This window comes from Variovorax sp. LjRoot175, assembly GCF_964253805.1.
GTDB lineage: Bacteria > Pseudomonadota > Gammaproteobacteria > Burkholderiales > Burkholderiaceae_C > Variovorax.
Map to the genome: position 1 here is coordinate 747,815 of NZ_CAXURY020000002.1, position 20,657 is coordinate 768,471.

Below are 20,657 nucleotides of genomic sequence, written 5' to 3' on the forward strand. Positions count from 1 at the left end.
CTCCTCAATTGGCGAAATGCACGCTGGCGGCCAGGCCCAGGCGCAGGTATTCGGTCAGCGCGTCGCGCAGGTTGGCCTCGCGCTGCGGCTGCTGCAGGTGTTCGTAGGCGCCCATCTCGGCGCCGCTGGCCGCACCGGCGCGGATCTGCACGGCGCAGCGCAGCTCCAGCTGGCCCAATGCCGGGTCGCCGTAGCGGCGCGAGACAAACAGCGGCCGCACCGTGGCCTCGACCTCGGCGCGCACGGCGTCCTTGTCGGCCGCCGTGGCGGTGGCGGGCAGGGCGGCGAGGCGGACTTCGGTCTCGAGTTGCGGTTGGCAGCGGTAGCGCCGCGGCACCTGCGAGGCCGGCGGCACATAGCAAAAGCGCACGCAGCCGATCTGGCGCCGCTCGGCCAGCACCGGCGCGTCGAAGATGCAGTCGCTGGCATTGAGCGACAGCGCGTTGACGGCGCCGAAGAAGCTGGCGCGTTGCAGGTCCAGCGCGGCCTCGGGCGCGTCCAGCGCGGCCGTTGCGGCGCCACCGGCGAGGTCGAGGCCGACGATGCTGTCGGCCACCTCCACGCCACGCACCGGGCCGGCCACGGCGACCGGCGCGCAAAGGCTTTGCAGCAGCCGCAATTGCAGGCGCGGGCTGTCGGCGCCCACCGTCAGGTGTTGCGCGCCCAGCACGGTGTCGGGCAGCAGCGTGCAGTGCGCGAGCTCCAGTTGCCCCAGGTTGCCGGATGCCAGCAGCGGCCCTTGCAAGAGCAGGCCATGCAGGAACAGCGCGCCGGGGTTCGCTGCATCGGTATCGGCCGTGCCGCGCACCTGCAGCCGGCCTTCCCAATGCGCGCGCACCTGCCGGGCCTCGAAGCGGCCGGGCACGCGCTGCACGCTGCCGGGCGGTGCGCCGGGGATGGGCTGCAGCGGCCACTGGCCGGCCACCAACAGCAGTTGCGAGGCCTCGGGAATCTCGATCTCCAGCGCGGCCGCGGTGTCGATCTCCGACAGGCTGTCCATCACCACGATGACGCCGGTGCGCCCGGCCGGCTGCGTGTTCCAGGCGTCGACGGCCTCGCGCAGGGTGGGGAACAAGATGCCGCTTCCGTCGTCGGGCAGCAGGTGCGACACGCCCACCTGCCAGACCTCGGGGTCGAAGAAGCCTCCCGGGTCTTCTTCGGCCGTGCTGCCGTCGGCCGCGCGGTTGGCCGCGCGAAGGGCCGCGCTGCGCTCGTAGGGGCCGCCACCGATGTCGGCCACGCTGCCGTGGGCCGCATGCAGCCACACGCGCTCCACCTCGAGCGCGGCGGGAAAGCCGATGCGCCCGCGCCGCAGGTCCAGCGCCGCCACGCGTGGCGTGGGAATCGCCAGTTCAACCGTGTCGGGGATCTCGCAGATGCAGATGTCTTCGCGCGGCACCTCCACCGGCAGCGTCTCGCCGGCCAGTTGCACGAAGCAGCGCAGCACGGGATCGCGCTCGGTCATGAAGCGCGGCGCCGGCTCGGCCTGTCCTGCCCGCAGCCGTTCCAGCTCGGCATGCAGCGCCAGTTCGCGCAGGGGTGCGCTGGCGTTCTCCTCGCGCGCGGCCTGGGTGATGGCGCCGATGCCGGTCTCGGTGCGCGGGCGGTTGAACAGGGGCGCGTCCACGCCGGCCGGATGCATGTGCCAGAAACCTTCGGCGTTGAGGCGTGCGCTGATGAAGTCGGCCGTCGTCATGTCGGCCGGCGCACCCGGCGCGCCGGTGCCCAGGAACTGCGAACGCAGCCGCCACAGGTAGATGCCGACGTTGGGGATGTTGAAGCGCCCGCCGCGCGTGGCGGCATTGCGCACCTCCAGCGTGTGGGCGAAGGGATCGAACGCGCCCGCCGAGGCCTGCGCCAGCTCGGCCGCCGCGGCATCGCGCACGCAGGCCGTCGCGGTTGGCTTGAGGCGCACATGGTTCATGTGCTGCGTCGTGCCCAGGCGCTGGAAGAACTCCACCGCCGCGGCGGGCCAGCCGGTGACGTCGCGCGCCAGTTGCTCCAGCACCAGCGCCGTCCCCTTGCGGCGGCGGTAGGCGATGGTGTTGGCGACCCAGGCGCGCGTGCTGACGCCGGCCGAGGGCACCGGCCGGATCGGCCGCGCGCCCAGCAGGTCGCCGATGTAGGGCACGGTCCATTCGTCGCAGGTTTCGATGAACCAGTTGTCGTACAGGCGCGCGGTGTCGGCTTCCACCGCCTCGAGTTCGCTTTCGATCACGGCCAGCAGCGCGCGCAGCGGCGCCCCCTGCTCGCCATCGCGCAGTCGGTGGATGACCGGCAGCAGCTGGTAGAGCCGTTCAGGGGTGAGCAGACTCATAGCGCGGCCTCCGACAGTTCGAGTGCCGCGGGGTTCAGCAGCATCAATTCAGCCGGTCTCATCGCCTTGGCCGCGCTGTCCCAGCGCCCGCCGAAGGCCGGCACGACCTGCAGGTCGCTGTCGGCCGCCGTGCTTTCGCCGTAGGGCTGCAGCACGTCCAGGTCGACCGCCACCACGCCCGGCACCTGGTGCAGCAGCGCGAGCAGTTCGGCCGCCGTGACCGACTGCGCCAGGTCGCGCGCATCGAAACCGAAGGCCCACTGCAGCTTCGCCGCGCAGGCCGCCAGCACCACGTCGGCCTCGTACACCGGGTCGATCGCGATGCGGGCCGTGCAGCGGAAGTAGCGCAGCACCGAGGCGCCCAGCACGAAGGGCTGCGACGGGTCGGACAGGTCGGCGATGGCTTGGCGCAGGTTGTCCATGACCTCGTCGCCCGGTGCGCCGCCAGTGGCGCCGGCCACCGACAGCAACACGCGGGAGCTGCCGTCAACCCATGCCAGGTCGGCGCGCGCCTTGCCAATGCCGGGAAAGGCGCGGGCGAAGTCCTGGTAGTCGGACAGCGAGACCACGCGCTCGAAGGCCAGCAAGGTAAGCGGCGCGTTTCGCCTTGCGTCGTCCAGTTGCTCGGGCCCCTGGGCGCCGCTGGCCGGCAGCGGGTTGCTCACGCCGCGCAGGCCCAGCGGCATGGCGCGCAGCATGGTCAGGGTGCGCGCCGCGACTTCGCCGTCGGGGCCGATGCCGCTGCGGTAGCGCGCCTGCACGTTCATCTGGCCGCTGGGCAGGCGGGCGCCGCTGCGGCCGTCGCCGAACAGGACCTCCATGCGTGCCTCGTTGTCGATGCGCGTGGTGTAGACATGATCGTCGGGCGCCGCGCCGTAGAGCGAGGGCTGCTCGGTCCACAAGAGCCCGTTCACGCGCAGCTCCAGCGTGCTCTTCACGCCGCTGGCCGAGGCCGCCGTCAGGTGCGTGGTCGGCGGCTTGCGCAAGGTGAAGCGCTGGAAGGGCTCCTTCGCGTCGCCGTTGCCCAGCATCTCCTGCACGCTCTCGCCATGCGTGGCGCGGACCACGTTGGCGTGGATCAGCAGGTCCTCGCGCACGTAGCTGTACGTCAACGGCTGCTGCAGCACCAGCACGCTGCGGCCGGCGCCGTGCACCACCTCGTCGAGCAGCGCGATCTCGGCCGCATCCACGCCGGGCAGGTCGTACCGCGGGCCGACGAAAGCCAGCGGCTGGCCGTGCGCCAGGCCCAGCACCATGGTCGTGAGCTCGATGCGCTTGCTGCCCGCTTCCACGGGCGACTCGATCGGCAGCTCGGCCAGCGGCTGGCGCCGGCTGGCGACATGGGCCGTCGTGTCGCGGAACAGGAAGTCCTCCGACGGCGTGGTGCTGCGCGGCTGGCCGCTGCCGTCGGCCAGCCGCAGCGCCGTGGCACGCGCCGACAGGCCATAGTCGGCGCGCGAGATTTCGCGGGCGTCGAACAAGGGATAGGCGGTGGCGTTCTCGCTGGGCGCGTCGAAAACCATCCAGCTGCCGGGCGCGAGCTTGGGCACCGGGCGCTCCAGCAGCGCATGGCAGGGCGGCAGCACCGTGCTGGCCAGGTTGCTGGTGCCCTGCGAGTCGGTCCAGATGCGGCGGCTCGCGCTCAAGGACCCACCGGCGGAGAGCGGGTCGCCGTCGTCCCAGCCGCTCGTGTAGACCGGCTCCTTGGTGTTGGTGGCCGGCAGCGAGCCCCACTTGGGCGCGTTGTGCCCGAAGAAGCCCAGCCGCTGCGAGAAGCTGAAGGCGCCGGCCTCGGGCGCCACCGGCTTGACCGGCGGCTTGAGGCTGCCCGTGATGGCCTGCACCAGCTGCAGGCTGCTCCAGCCCTGAATCGCGATCATGGCCTGCAGCTCGTTCTCCTTCCAGCTCTTGCTGGCGATGGTGCTGCCCAGCGCGCTGCTGGTGAACGGTACGCTCTCGACCTGCGCCTGCGCGTAGCCGCCGAAGGAGAAGGACAGGATCGGCACCGCCCAGTGCAGCAGCGGGGGCGCGGCCGGTGTCACCGGGTCGGGCAATTGCTCCAGCTCGATGCGCACGCGGCGCAGGGCGGGCTCGTCCTCCACCTCCAGCGCGCGCAGCACCAGGTGGCGCAGCTGGCTGCCGTTCTTGCCGACGAAGAGCAGCAGCTCGCCGGCCTGGATGCCGCTGGCCTGGTCGGAGAGGTACACGCGCGCGACGTCGAGCGCATCGACCGTGGGCTCGACGGCCAGGCCGGGGTCGAGCCGGAACAGGTTGCCGCTGCTCACACCCGGGTGCAGGCCGGCGGTCTCGCTGGCCAGGCTGCCTTCGGGATAGAGCATGGCCAGGCGCGGCTTGCCGTCGACCTCGAGCACGGCCATGTCGGCCGGCCGGGTCTGGCGCGCTTGCAGCGCATTCCACTCGGCGCGCGCGACGATGGACTCGCTGGTCTCGAAGACCTGCGGCAGCTTGCCCTGCGGCGGCACGCTTTGCACCGGCGCGCCGGCCGCGATGGTGCAGATGCCCGGGGCGCCGGTTGCGTCCTCCACGGTGAAGACCAGGTGCACGCTGGCGGCGACACCGGGCCGCAGCTCGTAGCCGACGGCGCGCGCCAGCTCCAGCACCGAGCGACGTTCGGTGGCGGTGCGCAGGAACCCCTCGTTGGCGATGCGCTCCTGGTAGAAGGTCAGCACGTCGGCCACGCAGGCCGACGCGTCCACCAGTGCGATGGCCGCGTCATCGGGTTCGCGGGTGCGCAGCGCGGCGAGCGGGCGCGGCGCATCCGCCGGCACGCCGGGCACATGCCACAGCGGCAGCCGGGCCAGCATGCGTTGGTAGAAGCCGGGCTGGGTGTCGATGCGCCAGGACAGCGCCGACAGGCCGGGCGCGTTGTAGACGACGCCGGGTTCGGCCTGGCCTTCGCAGCAGTGGCAGCCGTCCAGGGGGGTGTCGTCGCTGCTCATCGTGTCTCCTCGGAGGCATGCACCTCGAACTGGATGCGGCCGTGCTCGGGCGCGTTCGGGTCGTTGTCCAGCCGCACGATCTCCAGCCGCGCCATCGCAATGCGGCCGGCGTCGATCTCGCCATCCGGTTGCCGGCCCAGGCGCTGGAAGCGCAGCGGCTCCACATGCGAGACCCCTTGCACCGCCATCGCCGCGGCGACCACGGCGCTCAGGTAGACCGGCTCGCCGAAGCTGAAGCGGTCCGGGTGGAAGAAGCCCCCCGGGGTGGTGGCGAACACGCGCAGCAGCCGGCGCTGCACGTCGGCCGCGAAATAGCCCGGCCGGGTGCAGACGTGCAGCGCGATGTCCAGCGCTACGTAGGCCGGCGCGTCGATCTCGACGTCGTGCCCGGCCAGCCGGTAGCGGTCGATGAAGGCCGTCAGGCTGTCCTCGAAGGCCGGGTCCATGCCCTCGGCGCCGCGCCGGTCCACCGTGATGAACATGGTGTGCCAGCTTCCGGTCCAGCGCCGCGTGGCCACGGCGCGCTGCACGCGGGCGTCGCGCATCGCGACCTCGGCATAGTCCTCCACCGTCACCGCGCGCTCCTGGCGCCGGAAGGCCTGCGGCGCGTCCATGCGCGCGCGCGCCAGCGTGACAGGGTCCACGCCGCCAGCGGCCGGCAGCGGGTTGCGCACCCGCGTGATGCCATCGAAGTTGCACAGCACATGGGAGATCGCGTCGGCACCCACGTTGCCGGCGCTGCCGTTGCCCACGCGCAGGCGCGCCGACAAGGCCTCGGCCGCGCCGGGGCGCAGGCCGTTCACGCCGTCGCCGAAGCGCAGCAGCACCTGGCCGTCGGCCTCGGTCTCGGCCACGAACTCGGCGGCAGCGGCGCCGCTTTGCAGCAGGTCGCGCCGGGCACTCCAGCGGCGGCGATCGCCGTCGCTGGTCACCAGCACCGCTTCGCGCGTGTCGGCCAGGTCGCGCCGCAACGCGGCGGTGGCACTGGCGGCCGAATCCACCAGCAGCGGCTGGCCGGCCGCATCGCGCACCAGGGCCTGGCGCGTCCACGGCAGCAGCGTGGGCTGGGCCAGGCGAAAGCGCGGCACGCGGCCGCCGGGCACCGGCACCAGGGACTCGAAGCGCGGCGCGCTGAAGCCGTGGTCGGCCAGCGCGATGTTGGCGCAGGCGCCGGCCATGTCCTGCACCAGCACGCCGGCGATGACCTTGGACAGGCACAGGTCGAAGGGCAGCGCGTCCTCGGCCTGCCATTGCACTTCGACCAGCGGCTGCTCGGTGACCGGGTCGCGCCGCGGCACGGGCGAAGGCGCGCGGCCGGGGCTGGCCTCGGGGTCCACGTGCGTGAGGCGGACCACGTGGCGCTGCTGGGCGTCGGCATCCTGCGCGAGGCCGTTGGTGGTGCCGGCGCGCGCCTCCAGCAGCAGCAGGTCACCCACGCGCAGGCGCAGGCGGTTCGCCTCGTCGTCGCGCAGGAAGGCGCGCGTGGCGCCGCGCGGCAGGCAGCAGGCCTCGTCGCTCCAGGTGTAGAAGCGCAGGTCGTTGTGCGCGCTGTAGAGCTGCAGGGGCGTCAGCAGTTCGAAGGGCTGCGCGCCGGCAGCGACCAGCGCCTGCGCGCTGTCGGGCGAGCCGAGCCGCGTGGGCGAGCCGTGTGCGCGCGTCAGCAGCAGCGTGCCGTCCAGGCCGGTCGCGCCGTCGCAGGCGGCGAGCATTTGGCCGTCGGCCGCGGCAGCGATCTCGAAGGCCACCCAGGTGCGCGCGTTGCAGCCCTCGTGCACCGCGTAGTCCAAAAGACGCGCATGCCGGCGCACCGACACGCGCTGGCGCGCCGTGCCCAGGTAGGCCTCGGTCGCGACTGCGTCCTGAAAGTAGGCGATCTCGTCGGCGCGGAAGGCCAGTGCCTCGGACAGCGTGACCATCAGGTCGGCCGGGCTGCGCTCCTTCCAGTTCGGCATCAGCACCGACAGCCGGTCCAGCACCAATCGGCGGAAGCTTTGGTAGTCGCGCGCCAGGTAGTCGATGTCGGGCGCGCGTTGCGGCAGCAGCGCGCAGTCGTCCTCCACGCGGCAGTCGAAGTCGCTGGGGCAGTCGACCTTGAAGCCGAAGGCGATCTGCGCCAGCGCCGGGTCGATGCCGTCGGGCGGCGCATCGGAGCCGGCCGAAGCCACCAGCCGCAACTGGTAGCGCGAGAAGTCGCCGATGCTATCCAGCTCCACCGTCAGCACGTCGCCACTGGCCGCCACGCCGATGGCCTGCGGGTCGCGCACGCGCACACCGCCGCGGATCTCGACGTTGGCCGCGGTCAGCGGCGCGGGCGGCGCGAAGGACAGGTCGTGCACGAAATGCAGCAGCAGCCGCGGCTGGCCGTGCACCACCTCCAGGTATTCGATGCCGTTGAAGGCCCGCGGCGGATCGGCCTGCGCGGCCTGGCGCACGGCGGCGATGCGTCCCGGGTTGCTGCAGAGGTATTGGCTGTTCATGTGATCTCCCGCCTGAACTGCGCCTGGCCGGTCTGCTGCGTTTCCAGCACCGTGTAGCGCACCGTCACCGAGAGGGTCGCGTCCTCGCTCTCGGCGCTGACCTCGTCGATGCGCATCAGGTGCCCCAGCCACTGCTGCAGCGAGCCGTGCACCAGGGCCTGCACCGTGGCCGCCAGCTCGGGGCTGTTGGGTGCGAAGACGAGCTGCATCAGGCCGCAGCCGAAGTCGGGCCGGTTCACCCGTTCGCCCGGCACGGTGAACAGCAGCTGCTCGATCAGGTCGCGCAGGTGCGCCTCGCGCGACACCGTCGCGCTGCGGCCGCGCCCGTCGATGCGGAAGGGGAATCCGATGTCGGTGTCCATGGTGTTCACATCCCTATGACGCGGGTCTGCGCCGCCACCGCCACCAGCGGCGTGCCGGTGGGCGCGCAGATGGCCTGGCTGCTCATCAGCAGCACCGGCTGGCCGGCGGCGAACACGCGCGTGGCCGCCACGATCCATTGCGCCGTCACGCAGGGCCCGTTGCCCTGCGGCGGCGAGAAGGCGCAACCGGCCACCAGGTAGGGCGCCGCCTGCGTCGCCACCGGCTGGCCCGAGACCAGCACGCGCGGCACGGGGGCGCTGGGCGTGGCCTGGCCGCCGTGCGCGCACAAGACGGTGGCGCCGAGGTGGAGGAGGGGGCCGGACATGCTGCTGCGCCTAGACGATGGTGAGGGCGCCGGCGTTGATGGTGACCGTGGGGCCGGTCATCACGATGGACGCGCCCTTGCCGTTCTGGATGTAGATGCCGGTGTCGTTGACGATCAAGGTGGCACCGGTCGCGCTCTTGAGCATGATCCCGCCGCTGGGCCCGGGCAGGTCGCTGATGGTCAGCCCGTTCTGCAGCGGTGTCTGCATGGTGATGGCCTGCACCGCCGGCGGCGTCAGCCGCGCCAGCGCCGGCACCTCGGCCGCGCTGCCCCAGAAGCAACCGACCCAGATCGGGTGGTCGATGTCGCCCTGCTCGTACTCGATCCACACGCCCGAGCCGATCATCGGCAGCGCGAACATGCCGTTCTGGATCCCGGCCACCGGCACGCAGGGCATGGCCCAGGTCGAGGGCATCAGCCCGCCGACGTCGGGCACCTGCACCATCAACCGGCCCATCTGCATCGGATCGATGTTGTTGAGCACCATGCCGCGGTACTTGCCGTAGAACTTCTCGGGCACTGGATGGGCTCCTTCAGACGGGGACCTTGGGCGTGATCGACACGAGCCCGTTGCGCGTGAGTTCGAAGCTCTGCTTGAACTCGCCGCGCTTGAGGTTGCTGGTCACGCTGCTGACGTAGTACAGCCCGTCGTAGGCAATGCCCACGCCACGCACGCCGACCAACCCGCGCGCCTTGAGCGGCCGGCCGTAGCGCAGCACGTCCAGCGTGCCGCTGCCGCTCACCGCGTCCTGCGACTTGGCAGCTTCCGCGAGGCCGGCCGAGATCGCCCGCATCGGGCTCATCTTGGCCGTGTCCTTCATGAACTTGATGTTGGACAGCGGCGTGGGCAGCGCGCCCAGCGGCGGCTGCAGCGGGTTCAGGTTGGGGATCGGAATCGGGATCGGGACGCGCGTGAGCTGGTTCTGGATGAACACGACGGGCAGCACGCCCTTCTCGGGATCGAAGGTGAAGCTGAGCGACTCCACGTTGGTCAGCGCGTCCATGTCCACGTTCAGCGCCGGCTGCGGCACGCCGATCTTCAGTTCGGGCCCGAAGTAGGCGATGTTGGTGCCCGGCGTCGGCCCCGGCTCGACGTAGAACACATAACCCACCTGGCGCGCCAGCTCCTGGATGTAGGTCAGGTCGGTGCCCTGCTGCGCCGGGATCTTGTCGATCGGGATCTGCACATCGGGGAAGAGCACCGGGATGATCATGGGGATGAGGCCGAAGGGCGCGTACTTGGCGCACAGCAGCGCCACGCGCCCCTCCACCGGCACGGCTGGGAAGGGCAGGCCGCTCCAGTCCTGCTTGTCCATGGCCTTGGTCACGTCCTCGCCGGTCACGACCAGGCTGCCCGGTTGACCCTGGCTGCCGGGCTGAACCTGCACGTTGGTCATCACACCGTCGAACAGCGGCTGCGGCTGGCCGTTGAGCGTCATCACCAGCAGCACGCGCAGCGCCGGCGTGAAGGGCGTCGAGTTGACGCCGGCCAACAGGAAGATGGTGTTGAGTTCCGAGCGCGCGGTGATCGAGAACTTGAGCTGGAAGCCGCTCGCGCTGCCGGTGGCGGTGCGCACCTCGACGCTCTCGAGTGCGTCCGTCACCACCCGCGGCACCGGGATCGGCACGATGGGGCCGATCATCAGGCTGAGCTGGATGCCCTTAGCGAACATCTCCGGCTCCAGGTGCGGGCACGCCCTCTGGCAGCGTGATGGCCAGTTGGCGGCCGACTTCGGCCACCAGCGCCTCGGGCAGCATCGCGCCGTTGGCGTCGGCCAGGCGCCAGTTCTGCTCGGCTGCGCCCAGGTGCTGCGCGGAGAGGTTGTCGAGCCGGTCGCCGGCCACGACGGTGGCGGTGGCCATCCGCGCGAAGTTCTCCGGCGGCGGCAGGAAGCGCCGCGTGACGAACACCACCTGTCGGCCGTCCGGCAAGGTGGCCTTCGCGGTCGGCAGGCCGTGGTAGCGGCTGTCCGGGGCGAAGGCCGGCTGCGCCAGGCCGTTGGCCTGCATGAAGGCCTGGATCGGATCGACCATCACGAAATCCCCCCGATGCCGAGCGTGGAGAAGCTGACGGGCTGCACCTTGGCGGCCAGCCTCTCCTTGCCCTGCAGATAGGTCATGAACAAGGCTCCGCCCTTGGACGAGAAGCCCAGGTCGTCCACCGACAGCACGCGCAGGCTGAACGAGACCTTGGCGCGGATCGGGTTCAGCGCCGGGTCGAAGGCCTCCTCCGTGATCGAGAAGTCGGCCAGCTTCACCGGGACGATGCGGCTCTTGCCCCAGACGAAAAGAAGCAGCGGCGCCAGCATGGGCGCGATCTCCAAGGTGCCCGAGCTGGCCTGGCTGTCCACCCGCTGCAACTGCGCCGCGCTGGGATGCGACAGCGACTCCAGCACCGCCAGTTGCGGCGCAATGCCATGCGCGGTGGCGCTCGCGTTCTGCTCGGGAAACTCGAGCTGGTCAGTGGCGTCGATGTCGGCCTCGAAGCTGATGGTCTCCACGGCAGGGCCCTTGAAGCGCGTGGGCTCGGTGCGGTCGGTGCCTTCGCCGCCGACGGACTGGGCCTGCAGCTTGCGCGTCAGCGAGTCGGCGTTGTATTGCAGCGAGATCACGCGCTGCACCTGGGCCGATTCCGGGTCGACCAGCACCAGGCCGCCCTTGATGAGCTTGGGGGAGTTGGGCGTCGTGCTCATGGGGCGGGCTTCTCGGGGGGTGGCGCGAAGCTCGACTTCGCGTGGAAGGTCGGGTCGTTCTCGGGCCGCGTGAAGTGGTCGTGCAACGACGCGTCCAGGCTGGCGTGGTGCAGGTAGGCGACCACGCGCTTGGCGGTGACCCGCAGCTTGGTGTTGCCGGCCACGTCGTGCTGGCGGTCCTCTTTCCACTCGTACTTGTCCGGGTTGTTGAGCGTGGCGCGGGCCTTCGCGGCCAACTGGTCGAGGGTCAGCAGGACCCGCGTCGTGAAGTTGAAGCTCTGGGTGCCGCCGTCGGGCATGCTGCCTTTGACCTCGTATTTGCGGTGGGGCACGCCCTTGATTTCGACGGCGGTCGAGGTGAGCTCGCCGGGAACGAAGCCTTGCGGCACGCCGCGCTGCGAGGCCATGAATTCGCTCGCATTGGCCGGCTCGAAGCCTTCCTCCGTGAAGTCGTGGCGGTACACGCGCTGGCCCTGCTGCTCGAAGGTGGTGTTGGCCCTGGCCACGGCCTCGGGCCGCGGGTCGTCCTTCACCAGCCGGTCGGCCAGCGACTGGCGCTGCGCATCGGACAGGTGGGGATACAGGGCCAGCAGCTTCGGCTTGAGCTCGTCGGCGCCGAACTTCGCCTCGCCGGGATGCTGGAACAGCGGCCCCGAGAAGCCTTCGAAGTGCAGCCCCCTGGCTGTGGCGGCGCGGCGTTCCGCCTCGTGCTGCTTCTGCGCGCCCGCGATGTCGGCCTTGCGCTTGGCCAGGGCCAGGGCCCGGGCCTTCTGGGCCGCCGCCAGCTCTTTGCCCTTGAGGTTCTTGTCGACGGCGGGCGGCTCGGGAAACTGGGCGTCCAGCTTCTTCTTGAAGGCGGCATCGCCGCGCGCGAATTCGGCGGCGGCCTGGTCGCCGAGCTGCGGATCGGTGCCGTAGGTCTGCTCGTGCGTGGGCGCGATCACCGTGCCGTGGCCGCCGAAGGCCTCGTCCAGCAGGTCCAGCATCTCGCCGTTGCGCCCGAGGTCGCAGCCCTTGATGCGCACCACGGTGTACTGGTCGACCTGGGGCGGGCCGACCTGCGCCAGCGCGGAGCTGCCGTTCGTGGGGTGCAGGGCCGCGCGCAGTTCGGTGGCGTTCAGCTTGCTGTCCGGGTCGCGGGGCTTGAGGCCGAACATCAGCGTGCCGTCCTCGTTGGCGTGCGAGACGATGTACAGGTTGCCGATGGGCGCGCTGATCTTGTCGGCGACATGGCGCAGCACGTCGGCCAGGTTGCGCTTGCCGGTCACGATGATCGCCTTCGGCCGGTGCGCTCGGAAGAAGCCCTCGGCGTCGCGATAGAAGGTGTCGCGCGTGTCGACGCCCATGATGAACACGTAGTCCTGGCGCGGCGGACCGGGGGCCTTCGGCGGCTCGAAGGCCGCCGCCGCCGGCGCCTTCACCTCCGGCTCGTCGGCCTTGGCCTTGCGCAGGCTGCGCTCGCCGGCCAGCGCCGACTTGCGCCCGCCGACGAACTTCTGGTCGAAGAAGTCGCGCAGCGTGTCCTCTTCGTCGCCGTGGAAGTCGCTGTCGAGTTCGTTCGGGTTGATCGCCGCGAAGATCGCGGTGAGGTCGGCCGGCGGCGCGTCCAGCAGCAGCGCCAGGATGCCGCGCTCGTCGTCGTTGCCGGTGTAGCCGGACTGCATCTCCTGGATGAGCAGGATCTTCTGCTGCGCGCTGAGCTGCGTGAAGGGCGCCTGCTTGTTCTTCCACAGCCGCACGATGCGGCGGGCCTTGTCGTCGCTGTCGTTGTTGTCCTCGATCTTGCCCGGCCCGTGGGTCGCGAGGTAGGTCTCCAGCGTCTTCACGGGGAAGTCGTCGGTCTCGAAATCGTCGAGATCCTTCGCGCTGAGGAGCTCGCGCTGCATGAGTCCGTTGCCGCCGCCCTGCTGCACCACGTGGGCCAGCTCGTGCGCCAGCAGGTGGCGGCCGGACAGCGTGGCCGGCTGGTACTGGCCGCGATTGAACACCAGGTCCTCGCCCACGGCGTAGGCGCGCGCGCCCACGGATTGCGCCGAGGCGGCGGCTTGCGCGTCGGCGTGGATGCGCACGCTGCCGAAGTCGTGGCCGAAGCGCGACTCCATGAATTGCCGCGTCGCCGGCTCCAGCGGCGCGCCGCCTTCGGCCAGGGTGGATTGCACCGCGGCGGTCGCGGCCGGGCCGCTCTCGCGCGCGCCGGGCGCCTGCGCGGGTTGCTGCGCTTCGCGCGCGACGTCGATCTGCGGGCCCAGCGGGTTGGGTTTGCCCGGGTTGAAGTGCTGGTAGAGCCGCACCAGGTCGAGGTTCAGCGTGAAGCGCACGTCCTGCCTGCCCGCCTGCAGGTCGGGCATGGCGGGGGTCTGCGCCATCACGCTGCCGCCGGGCTCGATCAGCGGGTAGGGCGAGATGCCGTTCCTGAAGCCACCTGACAGGTTGATGCCGTCGCTGAAGAGGCCCAGCTGGACCTGCATCGCCGACAAGGAAGGCAGCGCCGAACCCTTGGTATCGATCCGGCCGCTGCTGTCGAACTTGAGGCTGGAGAGATGCGTGTTCAGCACGCCGTCGTTGAAGGCCTCCAGCAGCGAGGTGGCGTCCAGGCCGAAGTCGAATTCGAAGCGCGTCTGCGCGCTGTCCAGGATGCGGTAGGTGAAGGTCTTGACCGGGAACTGCGGCACGAGCCCGGGCAGCATCGCGAGGTTGAAGTCGTCGAAGTTGCGGCGCATGGCCGGGTTCACCATCGCCATGCTCCAGAGGAAGGCGTAGTTGGCGCCCAGGAACACCGGCACGCCCACGCTCAGTTCCGCCGGCTGGCGCATGAAGTCGGCCGCCAGCTTCTCGGTGAAGACGCCGAAGGCCGGGTTGTTCTCGCCCAGGTTGGCGGCCACCACGCCCAGGCCTTCGCCGGCCGGGTCCGGCGCTTCCTTCTTGCGCTCCTCGTCCTCGCGCTGCACCGTCGGCGCGCGCAGCGGCGTCAGCGCGGGTTGGGTGCCGCCCTGCATCACGCGGTCGGCGGCCTGGTCGGCTTCCTGCTCGTGGCGGTCGCCCGGTGCGCCGATGGACAGCTTGGGTTGTAGCCAGGCAGAGGCCGGCGCGGTCGTCGACGCGACAGGTGCGGGACCGCGGGGGGCGCGTGATCGGCTCATGGGCAGGCCCTGCTCAGCACGTCGATCATCCAGTTGGCCACGGCGATGTCAGTGCGGCGCGAGTTGATCTCGTCGGCCACCCAGTCGCCGGCCTCGTTGAAAGCGGTGCGAAAGGCCCGCGTGCCGCGGCCGTGCCGCTGCTGCAGTTCGCGCGTGTGGACCGAGTGGATCTGCTCGTGCGCCAGCGTCAGCCGCTCTTCCAGCGGACCGCAGGGCCCGGCCACCGGCGCCACCCGCACCGTCCCGCTCGAGTCCGTCGTGCCCGCCGTCACGAGGGTGCTCCCAGCGGCGGCAGCACGGGCCTCGATGCAGGCCTCCACCTGCGCTCCAGTGGTGTTGGCCGGGTCAGCGCCGCAGGCGGTGTATTCGCCGACGAAGAAGTTGGCGTCTGCGATCTCGGACTGCAGCCGCGGGATGCAACTGCAGAAGGCGGTGGTGATGTCCAGCAGCGCGCGGTCGGGGAAGTCGGCGATGACAAGCGCTGCATCGCCAGGGTTGCCCTCGGCCTGCAGCTCTTCCACCACGAAGGTCACGGTGACGGCGCCGAGCCGGCCGTCTTGCGCCACGCCGTGCGAGGCCTGCCAGCGGGCCACGCCGAGCGCGAGGTCACGGTCCGACACGGCCGGGAAGCGCGACACGCCGATCACGTCGCGGATCACCGCCAGCGAGTATGGATCGCCGAACTGGCGCTGGTTGAAGCGGATCGCGTCCTCGATGTCGCGCTCGCTCATCGGGCGCTCCGTCGGTGCGGCCGCCTGGGGCTCGATCGCCAGGTCGCACTGCACCAGCGGCGTTGTGGCCGACTGCTGCACCACGTGGGTCAGCTCGTGCGCCAGCAGTTGCCGGCCGCCGCGGCTGCCGGGCGCGAAGCGGCCCGGCGCGAAGGCGATGTGCTCGCCCACGGTCCAGGCGTTGGCGCCCAGCGCCTGGGCCGAGCGCGCGGCCGCCTCGTCGGCATGGATGCGCACGCGCGAGAAGTCGTGGCCGAAGCGCTGCTCGAAGTCCTGCCGCAGTGGCGCGTCGAGCGCGTGGCCGCTGCTGGCCAGCACCTGGTCCACGCTGTCGGGCGCGGCGCCCGATGGCTGTGCGCTCGCGGCGGGCGCGCTGGCGCGCTGCACGCGGGGTGAACTGGCGAGCTGCGGGCGCGTGACCTGTTCGGCCACGCGGTCGGCTTCCTCCTCCAGGGGATCGTGGGCGGCGCCCACGGCGAGCTTTGTCTGCAGGCCGAGTGCCTTCTTGCGCTCGCACTCGCTGCAATGGCCCCCGAGTCCCGCCGAGCCGCCGCAGGCGCACTTGCGCTGCAGCCAGCGGTGCGCGCCGCCGCCTTGCGTGCGTTCGGCGCCGGATGTGCGTGCGGCGAGGGCGGCGGTCATGGCGCACCTGCCTTGCTGCCAGCCGGGCTCGCGGGGCCGCCCGCGATGCGCATGGCCACGGCGCGGCCCAGGTCCGCGGTGCCGGCGTCGTGAGGCAGCCGGACCTTCCCGGCCTGCAGCGCGTGCGCGCTGCCTTGCGTGGCCAGCGGGCTGCCGCCGACGGCCAGCAGCGTGCGCAGCTCGGCCTGCAGCGCGTCGGAGACGGCCGCGGCATCGGCGCGCTCCACCCCGCGCAGCACCAGCCGGTCGATATGGAGGACGATGCGTGGCATGGCGTGCTCGCTTATTCCGTCAAGCGTTGCGGGCCCTCAGACCCACCCCCGCGTTTCCGCGTCCGAATAGGGCTTGTCGCGCTTGGCCGCGTCCAGCTGCGCAGCCTGCAGCAGCGTGGCCATGCCGATGGGCGTGCCGGCCTCGGCGGCCAGAAAGGCGGCCGCCAGCGCGATGTTTCGGATGGTGCCGCCGGCCACGTTCAGCCGCGCCAGCTTTGGATAGTCGGTGTCTGCATGGAGCGGCGCGCCGGCCGGGAACACCGCGCGCCAGATGCCTTCGCGCTGCGCCTGGTCCGGGAACGGGAAGTGCACGACGAAGCGCAGGCGGCGCTGGAACGCGGCGTCCAGCGCGGCCTTGTGGTTGGTCGTCAGGATCGCCAGGCCGGCGTAGGCCTCCATGCGCTGCAGCAGGTAGCTGACTTCGATGTTGGCGTAGCGGTCGTGGCTGTCCTTGACCTCGCTGCGCTTGCCGAACAGCGCGTCGGCCTCGTCGAACAGCAGGATGGCGCCGGCTTCCTCGGCCGCGTCGAAGACCTTGCGAAGGTTCTTCTCGGTCTCGCCGATGTACTTGCTGACCACGGCCGACAGGTCGATGCGGTAGAGCGCCAGGCCGAGTTCCGAGGCGATGACTTCGGCGCCCAGGGTCTTGCCGGTGCCGCTGTCACCCCAGAACAGTGTCGCGATGCCCATCCCGCGCGCGCTCTGGGCGGCGAAGCCCCACTGGTGGTGCACCGTGAGCCGGTGGCGCGCGTGGGCCGCGATTTGGCGCAGCACGGCCTGCTGGGCCTCGGGCAGCACCAGGTCGGACCACCGCGCGCGCCTGTCGATGCGCTGGGCCAGGCCGGGCATGCCATGGGCCGGGCCGCGGCTGGCCTCGTGCAGCGCTGCGGCGTTGGCGGCTGCGTCGTCGCCGCATGCCTGGGCGGCGATCTGCGCGATGCGGCGCGCGCCCAGGCGGTACTGCGTGGCCAGCGTGTCGACCACCGGCCCCAGCGCCGCGGCCTTGTCGGCCAGCGCGGCCTGCCACAGCTGCAGCCGTTCGGGCGCCTCGGGTCGCGCGATGTTCTGGCGCAGTTGCGGCGTGTCGCCCAGCGCCAATTCGTGGCCGCTGACGAAGACGAGGCCGCTCAGGCGTTCCAGCAGGCGCGCCACGGTTGCTTGCGCCTCGCGCTCCTCGCAATGGATCAACAGCCCGCAGCCCAGCAGCGCAGCCTCGCGCAGCCACAGCGCTGCGAAAGCGGCCTGCTCAACGGCGGCCGTCGGTACGTCGGTCGCACGCAATCGATAAAGGCCGGCGCCCAGCCCGGCCGCGACGGCCGCAGCCACGTCGTGCTGGCCGGGGGCATCGTCACCGTCGAGCACGATGGCGGGCAGGCGACTGGTGGCGCCGCGCAGCCGGGCCAGCAGTTGCGCGACCGCGGCCTGCTGGTCCCGGCCCATGGCGCCGGCCGGCGGCTGCGGCTGCAGCAGCGGCTGCAGGCGGTGGTCCAGCGCGTTCAGCCCGGCGATGAAGTGCAGCACGCGCTCTTCCAGACGCAGCCTGGCGCCGGCGATGCCGGTGCTCTCGTCGACCTCCAGCAGGCGCCAGCGGCGCAGCGGCTCGTTCGGCGCGATGGCGCTCCAGTGTGGCTGCGGCAGTACCGCCAGCGCGAGGCCGAAGCTGGCCCACGGCCGAAGCGGCGGGCCGCCGCCCTGGGCGCACAGAGTGGCGATGCGCGCGTCCATCTCGACGCCGGCCACCAAAAGCAGCAGGTCGCGCTCGAAGGCGCTGAGCGCGAACAGCGCCGCCAGCGTGTCGATGGCGGCCGGTGCCGGCATGGCGGCGCGCAGCGCGGCGGCATCGGTTTCGGCCGCGGCTGCGTCGCGCGCACCGTCGCCCGCACCGTCGCCCAAAAGGGCCGCCAGCCGCGCGAACTCCGCCACCAGCAGGCGCTGGTTGGCGTCGCTCCAGGCGAGCAGGCGGTCGGGCGCGTTCACGTGATCTCCACCGTCCGGTCCAGGAAGCGCGGCAGCTCCGGCGGCTCGAAGTCCATGTCGATGATCGGGCTGTCGATGTCGTCGATGCGCAGGCGCGCCAGATGCACGCCGACCAGCGCGTCGGGGATCACGAAGACCAGCGAATTCGGCGTGGCGCCTGCCGTCTGCGGCAGCACCTCCGCCGCGCCCAGCACCAGCACGGCGCGCTGGCCTTCGTGCAGGTCGGGCGTGAACTGGATCGAGACGCTGGCCGAGCCGTTGCCCGCGCGCGCCACGGTCTGCGGCAGGTTGGTGATGCGCGGCGCCAGCGTCAGCAGCAGCGGGTTGGACTCGTGCAGCCGGTCCTCGCCCTGCGCATCGGGCCGCGTCAGGCGCACGCTCACGCGGTACACGCCGGCCGGTAGCGCGGCCTGCTGGCCGGCCAGCGAGAAGGCGGCCACGGTGGCGGCGGGGCGATCCGGCGCGGGGGCGAGCACCGGCAGCATCTGCGCGATGTCGAAGCGGTCGTTGCGCAGCCAGGCTTCGCGGTTCTCGCCGTCGAGCAGGGTGCCCTGCAGGGCCACGGTGTCACCGATGGCTGCCACCGGCTGGCGCAGCGGCGGCACGGCGTGCACCAGCACCGGCACGCTGGGCAGCAGGCTGGGCTGCACGGCGATGCCGGTCTCGCGGCCCGTGTCTTCGTCGATGCGGCCGCGCGTGAGCACCGGCAGCGGCGTGCGGGCCGGGCGCCGGGCCTCGATCAGCACCACCGAGGCGCTGTAGGCCATGCTGGGGCGCAAGTGGCTTTGCGTGGCGGTCCAGAGCTTGGACATCTCCTCGTTGTTCAGGTGCTGTGGCGTGATCTTGATCAGCTCCACCTGCTCGGCCAGTCCCGCTTCGGACAGCGCGCGCAGTGCCGGCGGCAAGGTGGCGCCGGTGGCGGGCGAGGGGTTGAGCGCCGTGCGGATGGCCTCGCGCGTGAGCACCGGCATCTCGTGCAGCAACTGCATGGCGTAGCCCAGCAGGATTTCGGCATGCAGGTCCCCGGCGCTGTAGGCCGACAGCAGGTAGTGCAGGTCGAGCGCCAGCGGCGGGTTCGTGAGCCGCGCACGGCCGGCGCCGTCGCGCGAGGGCAGGGCCTCGTTGCGCCAGCCGGCGTTGGGCGTCACACCGTAGAGGAACAGGTTGAGCTGCGAGGCCTCGGTGCCACCGGTGGGCACCACACGGTCGGGCGCCAGCAGGCTGACCGTCACGCTGGAGCCCAGCACGCCGCTGACGTTGCCGTTGACCAGCCCGTCGTTGAGCAGGTCGCGCAGCACGGCGCTGACGCCGGCGATGGCCAGGGCCGTGCTCATGGCTTGCTCCTCGCGGCGAGGAAGGCGTCCAGCGATACGGGTTGCGTGCGCTCGCGCGGGCGGGCCTTGGGGCGCGGCGCTTCGTGCAAGGCCGTCACGTCGATGCGGCCGATGTGGATGTGGACCTCGGTCTCCTGGCTGGCGGCGGCCTGCGGCGCCGGCCAGAGGGCGAACGCCGCCGGGCCCCGCACCGTCTGGGTCTGGGTCTGGGGCGCCGCGTAGCCTGCAGTGCTGGGCTGCGGCGGCAGCAGCGGCGCAGGTTCCTCGCGGCGGGGCGGGGGCGTTGACTGCGGCCGGGAGAGTGTGTGCAGGGACGCCATGGTGGGCATGGCAGCGGCCGGAACAGCGGCCGTGCCGGGTGCGCCATGTGGCTGGGCGGGCGTCGTCGTGGCCACCGGCGTGCGCGTTGCCGCAGCCTCGGCCTCCACGGGGTGCGCGCGCCCGGCCTGAGCGGCGACGGCGGGCGATTGCACAAGTGGTGGCACGGCTTGCTCTTGCGCGGCCGTGACGAGCGAAGCTGGCTCGGGCGGCCGGGGCCGCGCGGGCGCGTGGGTCTCGGGCACAGCCGCTTCCATCAGCGGCGGCGCCGTGTCGTCCTGCGGCCGGTCGAGGCCATCCGCGCCGAAGGGCAAGCGCACATCCGAGCGCACTGTCCAAGCGTTGCCGGTGGCGCGCTGGGCCAGGCGATGCAGCAGGCCCGTCATGCCGCCCCCACCATGGCCAGGTAGCTGGCCCGCCGCGCCCGCGTCAGCGCCAGGATCTGCGCCTCGCTCCAGCCGTAGGCGCTGGCCAGCTGGTGCACCTCGCGCAGCAGCACCAGCGCGCGTGCCTCGATCTCTTCCCACAGCAGCTGGCCGGCGTCCAACTGCACCAGGTCCGCATGGCCGCAGGCCACGCACTGCAGGGCCAGCGCCAAGTCGGCCTGCGGGTCCAGCGCGTCCAGCCCTTCTTCGACGGCCCGCAGCGCCGCCTCATCCAGCCGCGCGGCATCGCCGGTCAGGGTGCAGCGTACGAGTAGCTGGCGCGCAGCGCGTTCGGCGTCCGCGTCGGCCGCCACGGCCGCCAAGTCGCGCAGGCTGGGCGCGCGCACGCGCAGGCCGGCGACCTCGGCCTCGCGCGGGGTCGGGTCATCGTCATGGGCAGGGGCGAGCAAGTCCCGCGCGTCCAGCGCGAAGGCCAGGCGCTGGCCGCATCGCGGGCAGTCGGCATGGCCGTCGATACGCGGGCCGAAGCAGGCCGCGCGCAGTTGCAGCAGGCTGGCGTTGACCGCACCCAGCGGCAGGTCGGCGATGGCCTCGGCCGGCCAGTCGGGGCGGGCCGCGGCGGCCAGCAGCGCGCTGCGGTCGAGCGCGTGGCGGCTGGCGCCACGCTCCCACAGCGACAGCAGTTCAGAGCCGGCCAGCGCACGCATCGCCACCCTCCGCAC

Annotated in this window: 16 protein-coding genes; all 16 read right to left on the minus strand. The window is 71.9% G+C overall.

What is annotated here, in order from left to right; all coding sequences use genetic code 11:
- Positions 1 to 4: 4 nt before the first annotated feature.
- Genes ACSQ89_RS33605 through ACSQ89_RS33680 form a run of 16 tightly spaced genes read right to left on the minus strand, consistent with a single transcriptional unit; the run spans position 5 to position 20,642 of the window.
- Entirely contained in the window at positions 5 to 2,317 is a 2,313-nt protein-coding gene (locus tag ACSQ89_RS33605) for a hypothetical protein (RefSeq protein ID WP_436292930.1), read from the minus strand.
- On the minus strand, positions 2,314 to 5,277 hold the full coding sequence (locus ACSQ89_RS33610; RefSeq protein ID WP_436292931.1) for a putative baseplate assembly protein: 2,964 nt from the start codon (positions 5,275 to 5,277) through the stop codon (positions 2,314 to 2,316). The genes ACSQ89_RS33605 and ACSQ89_RS33610 overlap by 4 nt, the downstream gene beginning before the upstream one ends.
- Positions 5,274 to 7,754: a putative baseplate assembly protein gene (locus ACSQ89_RS33615; RefSeq protein ID WP_436292932.1), complete on the minus strand. Its 2,481-nt coding sequence runs from the start codon at positions 7,752 to 7,754 to the stop codon at positions 5,274 to 5,276. Before ACSQ89_RS33615 ends, ACSQ89_RS33610 begins: the two co-directional genes overlap by 4 nt.
- A complete protein-coding gene (locus ACSQ89_RS33620) occupies positions 7,751 to 8,116 on the minus strand; it encodes a GPW/gp25 family protein (protein ID WP_436296884.1) in 366 nt (121 codons plus the stop codon). The genes ACSQ89_RS33615 and ACSQ89_RS33620 overlap by 4 nt, the downstream gene beginning before the upstream one ends.
- A gap of 5 nt (positions 8,117 to 8,121) precedes the next feature.
- Positions 8,122 to 8,442: a hypothetical protein gene (locus ACSQ89_RS33625; protein WP_093103621.1), complete on the minus strand. Its 321-nt coding sequence runs from the start codon at positions 8,440 to 8,442 to the stop codon at positions 8,122 to 8,124.
- Positions 8,443 to 8,452: 10 nt separating this feature from the next.
- The gene (locus tag ACSQ89_RS33630; protein WP_093103619.1) at positions 8,453 to 8,962 is read right to left on the minus strand and encodes a phage baseplate assembly protein V; all 510 of its coding nucleotides are present in this window, start codon (positions 8,960 to 8,962) and stop codon (positions 8,453 to 8,455) included.
- 13 nt (positions 8,963 to 8,975) lie between these two features.
- Positions 8,976 to 10,115, minus strand: a complete 1,140-nt coding sequence (locus tag ACSQ89_RS33635; RefSeq protein WP_436292934.1) for a hypothetical protein — start codon at positions 10,113 to 10,115, stop codon at positions 8,976 to 8,978.
- Positions 10,105 to 10,476 carry a LysM domain-containing protein gene (locus ACSQ89_RS33640; protein ID WP_436292935.1) on the minus strand — a complete coding sequence of 124 codons (372 nt, stop codon included), beginning with the start codon at positions 10,474 to 10,476 and terminating at the stop codon, positions 10,105 to 10,107. Before ACSQ89_RS33640 ends, ACSQ89_RS33635 begins: the two co-directional genes overlap by 11 nt.
- The gene (locus ACSQ89_RS33645; protein WP_436292936.1) at positions 10,476 to 11,135 is read right to left on the minus strand and encodes a CIS tube protein; all 660 of its coding nucleotides are present in this window, start codon (positions 11,133 to 11,135) and stop codon (positions 10,476 to 10,478) included. The genes ACSQ89_RS33640 and ACSQ89_RS33645 overlap by 1 nt, the downstream gene beginning before the upstream one ends.
- Entirely contained in the window at positions 11,132 to 14,275 is a 3,144-nt protein-coding gene (locus tag ACSQ89_RS33650; protein WP_436292937.1) for an eCIS core domain-containing protein, read from the minus strand. Before ACSQ89_RS33650 ends, ACSQ89_RS33645 begins: the two co-directional genes overlap by 4 nt.
- Positions 14,272 to 15,648 (minus strand): eCIS core domain-containing protein, encoded by a 1,377-nt coding sequence (locus tag ACSQ89_RS33655; protein WP_436292938.1) that lies wholly within the window; start codon positions 15,646 to 15,648, stop codon positions 14,272 to 14,274. Before ACSQ89_RS33655 ends, ACSQ89_RS33650 begins: the two co-directional genes overlap by 4 nt.
- A complete protein-coding gene (locus ACSQ89_RS33660) occupies positions 15,645 to 15,920 on the minus strand; it encodes a hypothetical protein (RefSeq protein ID WP_436292939.1) in 276 nt (91 codons plus the stop codon). Before ACSQ89_RS33660 ends, ACSQ89_RS33655 begins: the two co-directional genes overlap by 4 nt.
- A gap of 36 nt (positions 15,921 to 15,956) precedes the next feature.
- Positions 15,957 to 17,897 carry an ATP-binding protein gene (locus ACSQ89_RS33665; RefSeq protein ID WP_436296885.1) on the minus strand — a complete coding sequence of 647 codons (1,941 nt, stop codon included), beginning with the start codon at positions 17,895 to 17,897 and terminating at the stop codon, positions 15,957 to 15,959.
- Complete coding sequence (locus ACSQ89_RS33670) at positions 17,894 to 19,231, minus strand: DUF4255 domain-containing protein (protein ID WP_436292941.1); 1,338 nt, start codon at positions 19,229 to 19,231, stop codon at positions 17,894 to 17,896. Before ACSQ89_RS33670 ends, ACSQ89_RS33665 begins: the two co-directional genes overlap by 4 nt.
- On the minus strand, positions 19,228 to 19,935 hold the full coding sequence (locus ACSQ89_RS33675) for a hypothetical protein (protein ID WP_436296886.1): 708 nt from the start codon (positions 19,933 to 19,935) through the stop codon (positions 19,228 to 19,230). The genes ACSQ89_RS33670 and ACSQ89_RS33675 overlap by 4 nt, the downstream gene beginning before the upstream one ends.
- On the minus strand, positions 19,932 to 20,642 hold the full coding sequence (locus tag ACSQ89_RS33680; protein WP_436292943.1) for a hypothetical protein: 711 nt from the start codon (positions 20,640 to 20,642) through the stop codon (positions 19,932 to 19,934). The genes ACSQ89_RS33675 and ACSQ89_RS33680 overlap by 4 nt, the downstream gene beginning before the upstream one ends.
- Between the last annotated feature and the right edge of the window lie 15 nt (positions 20,643 to 20,657).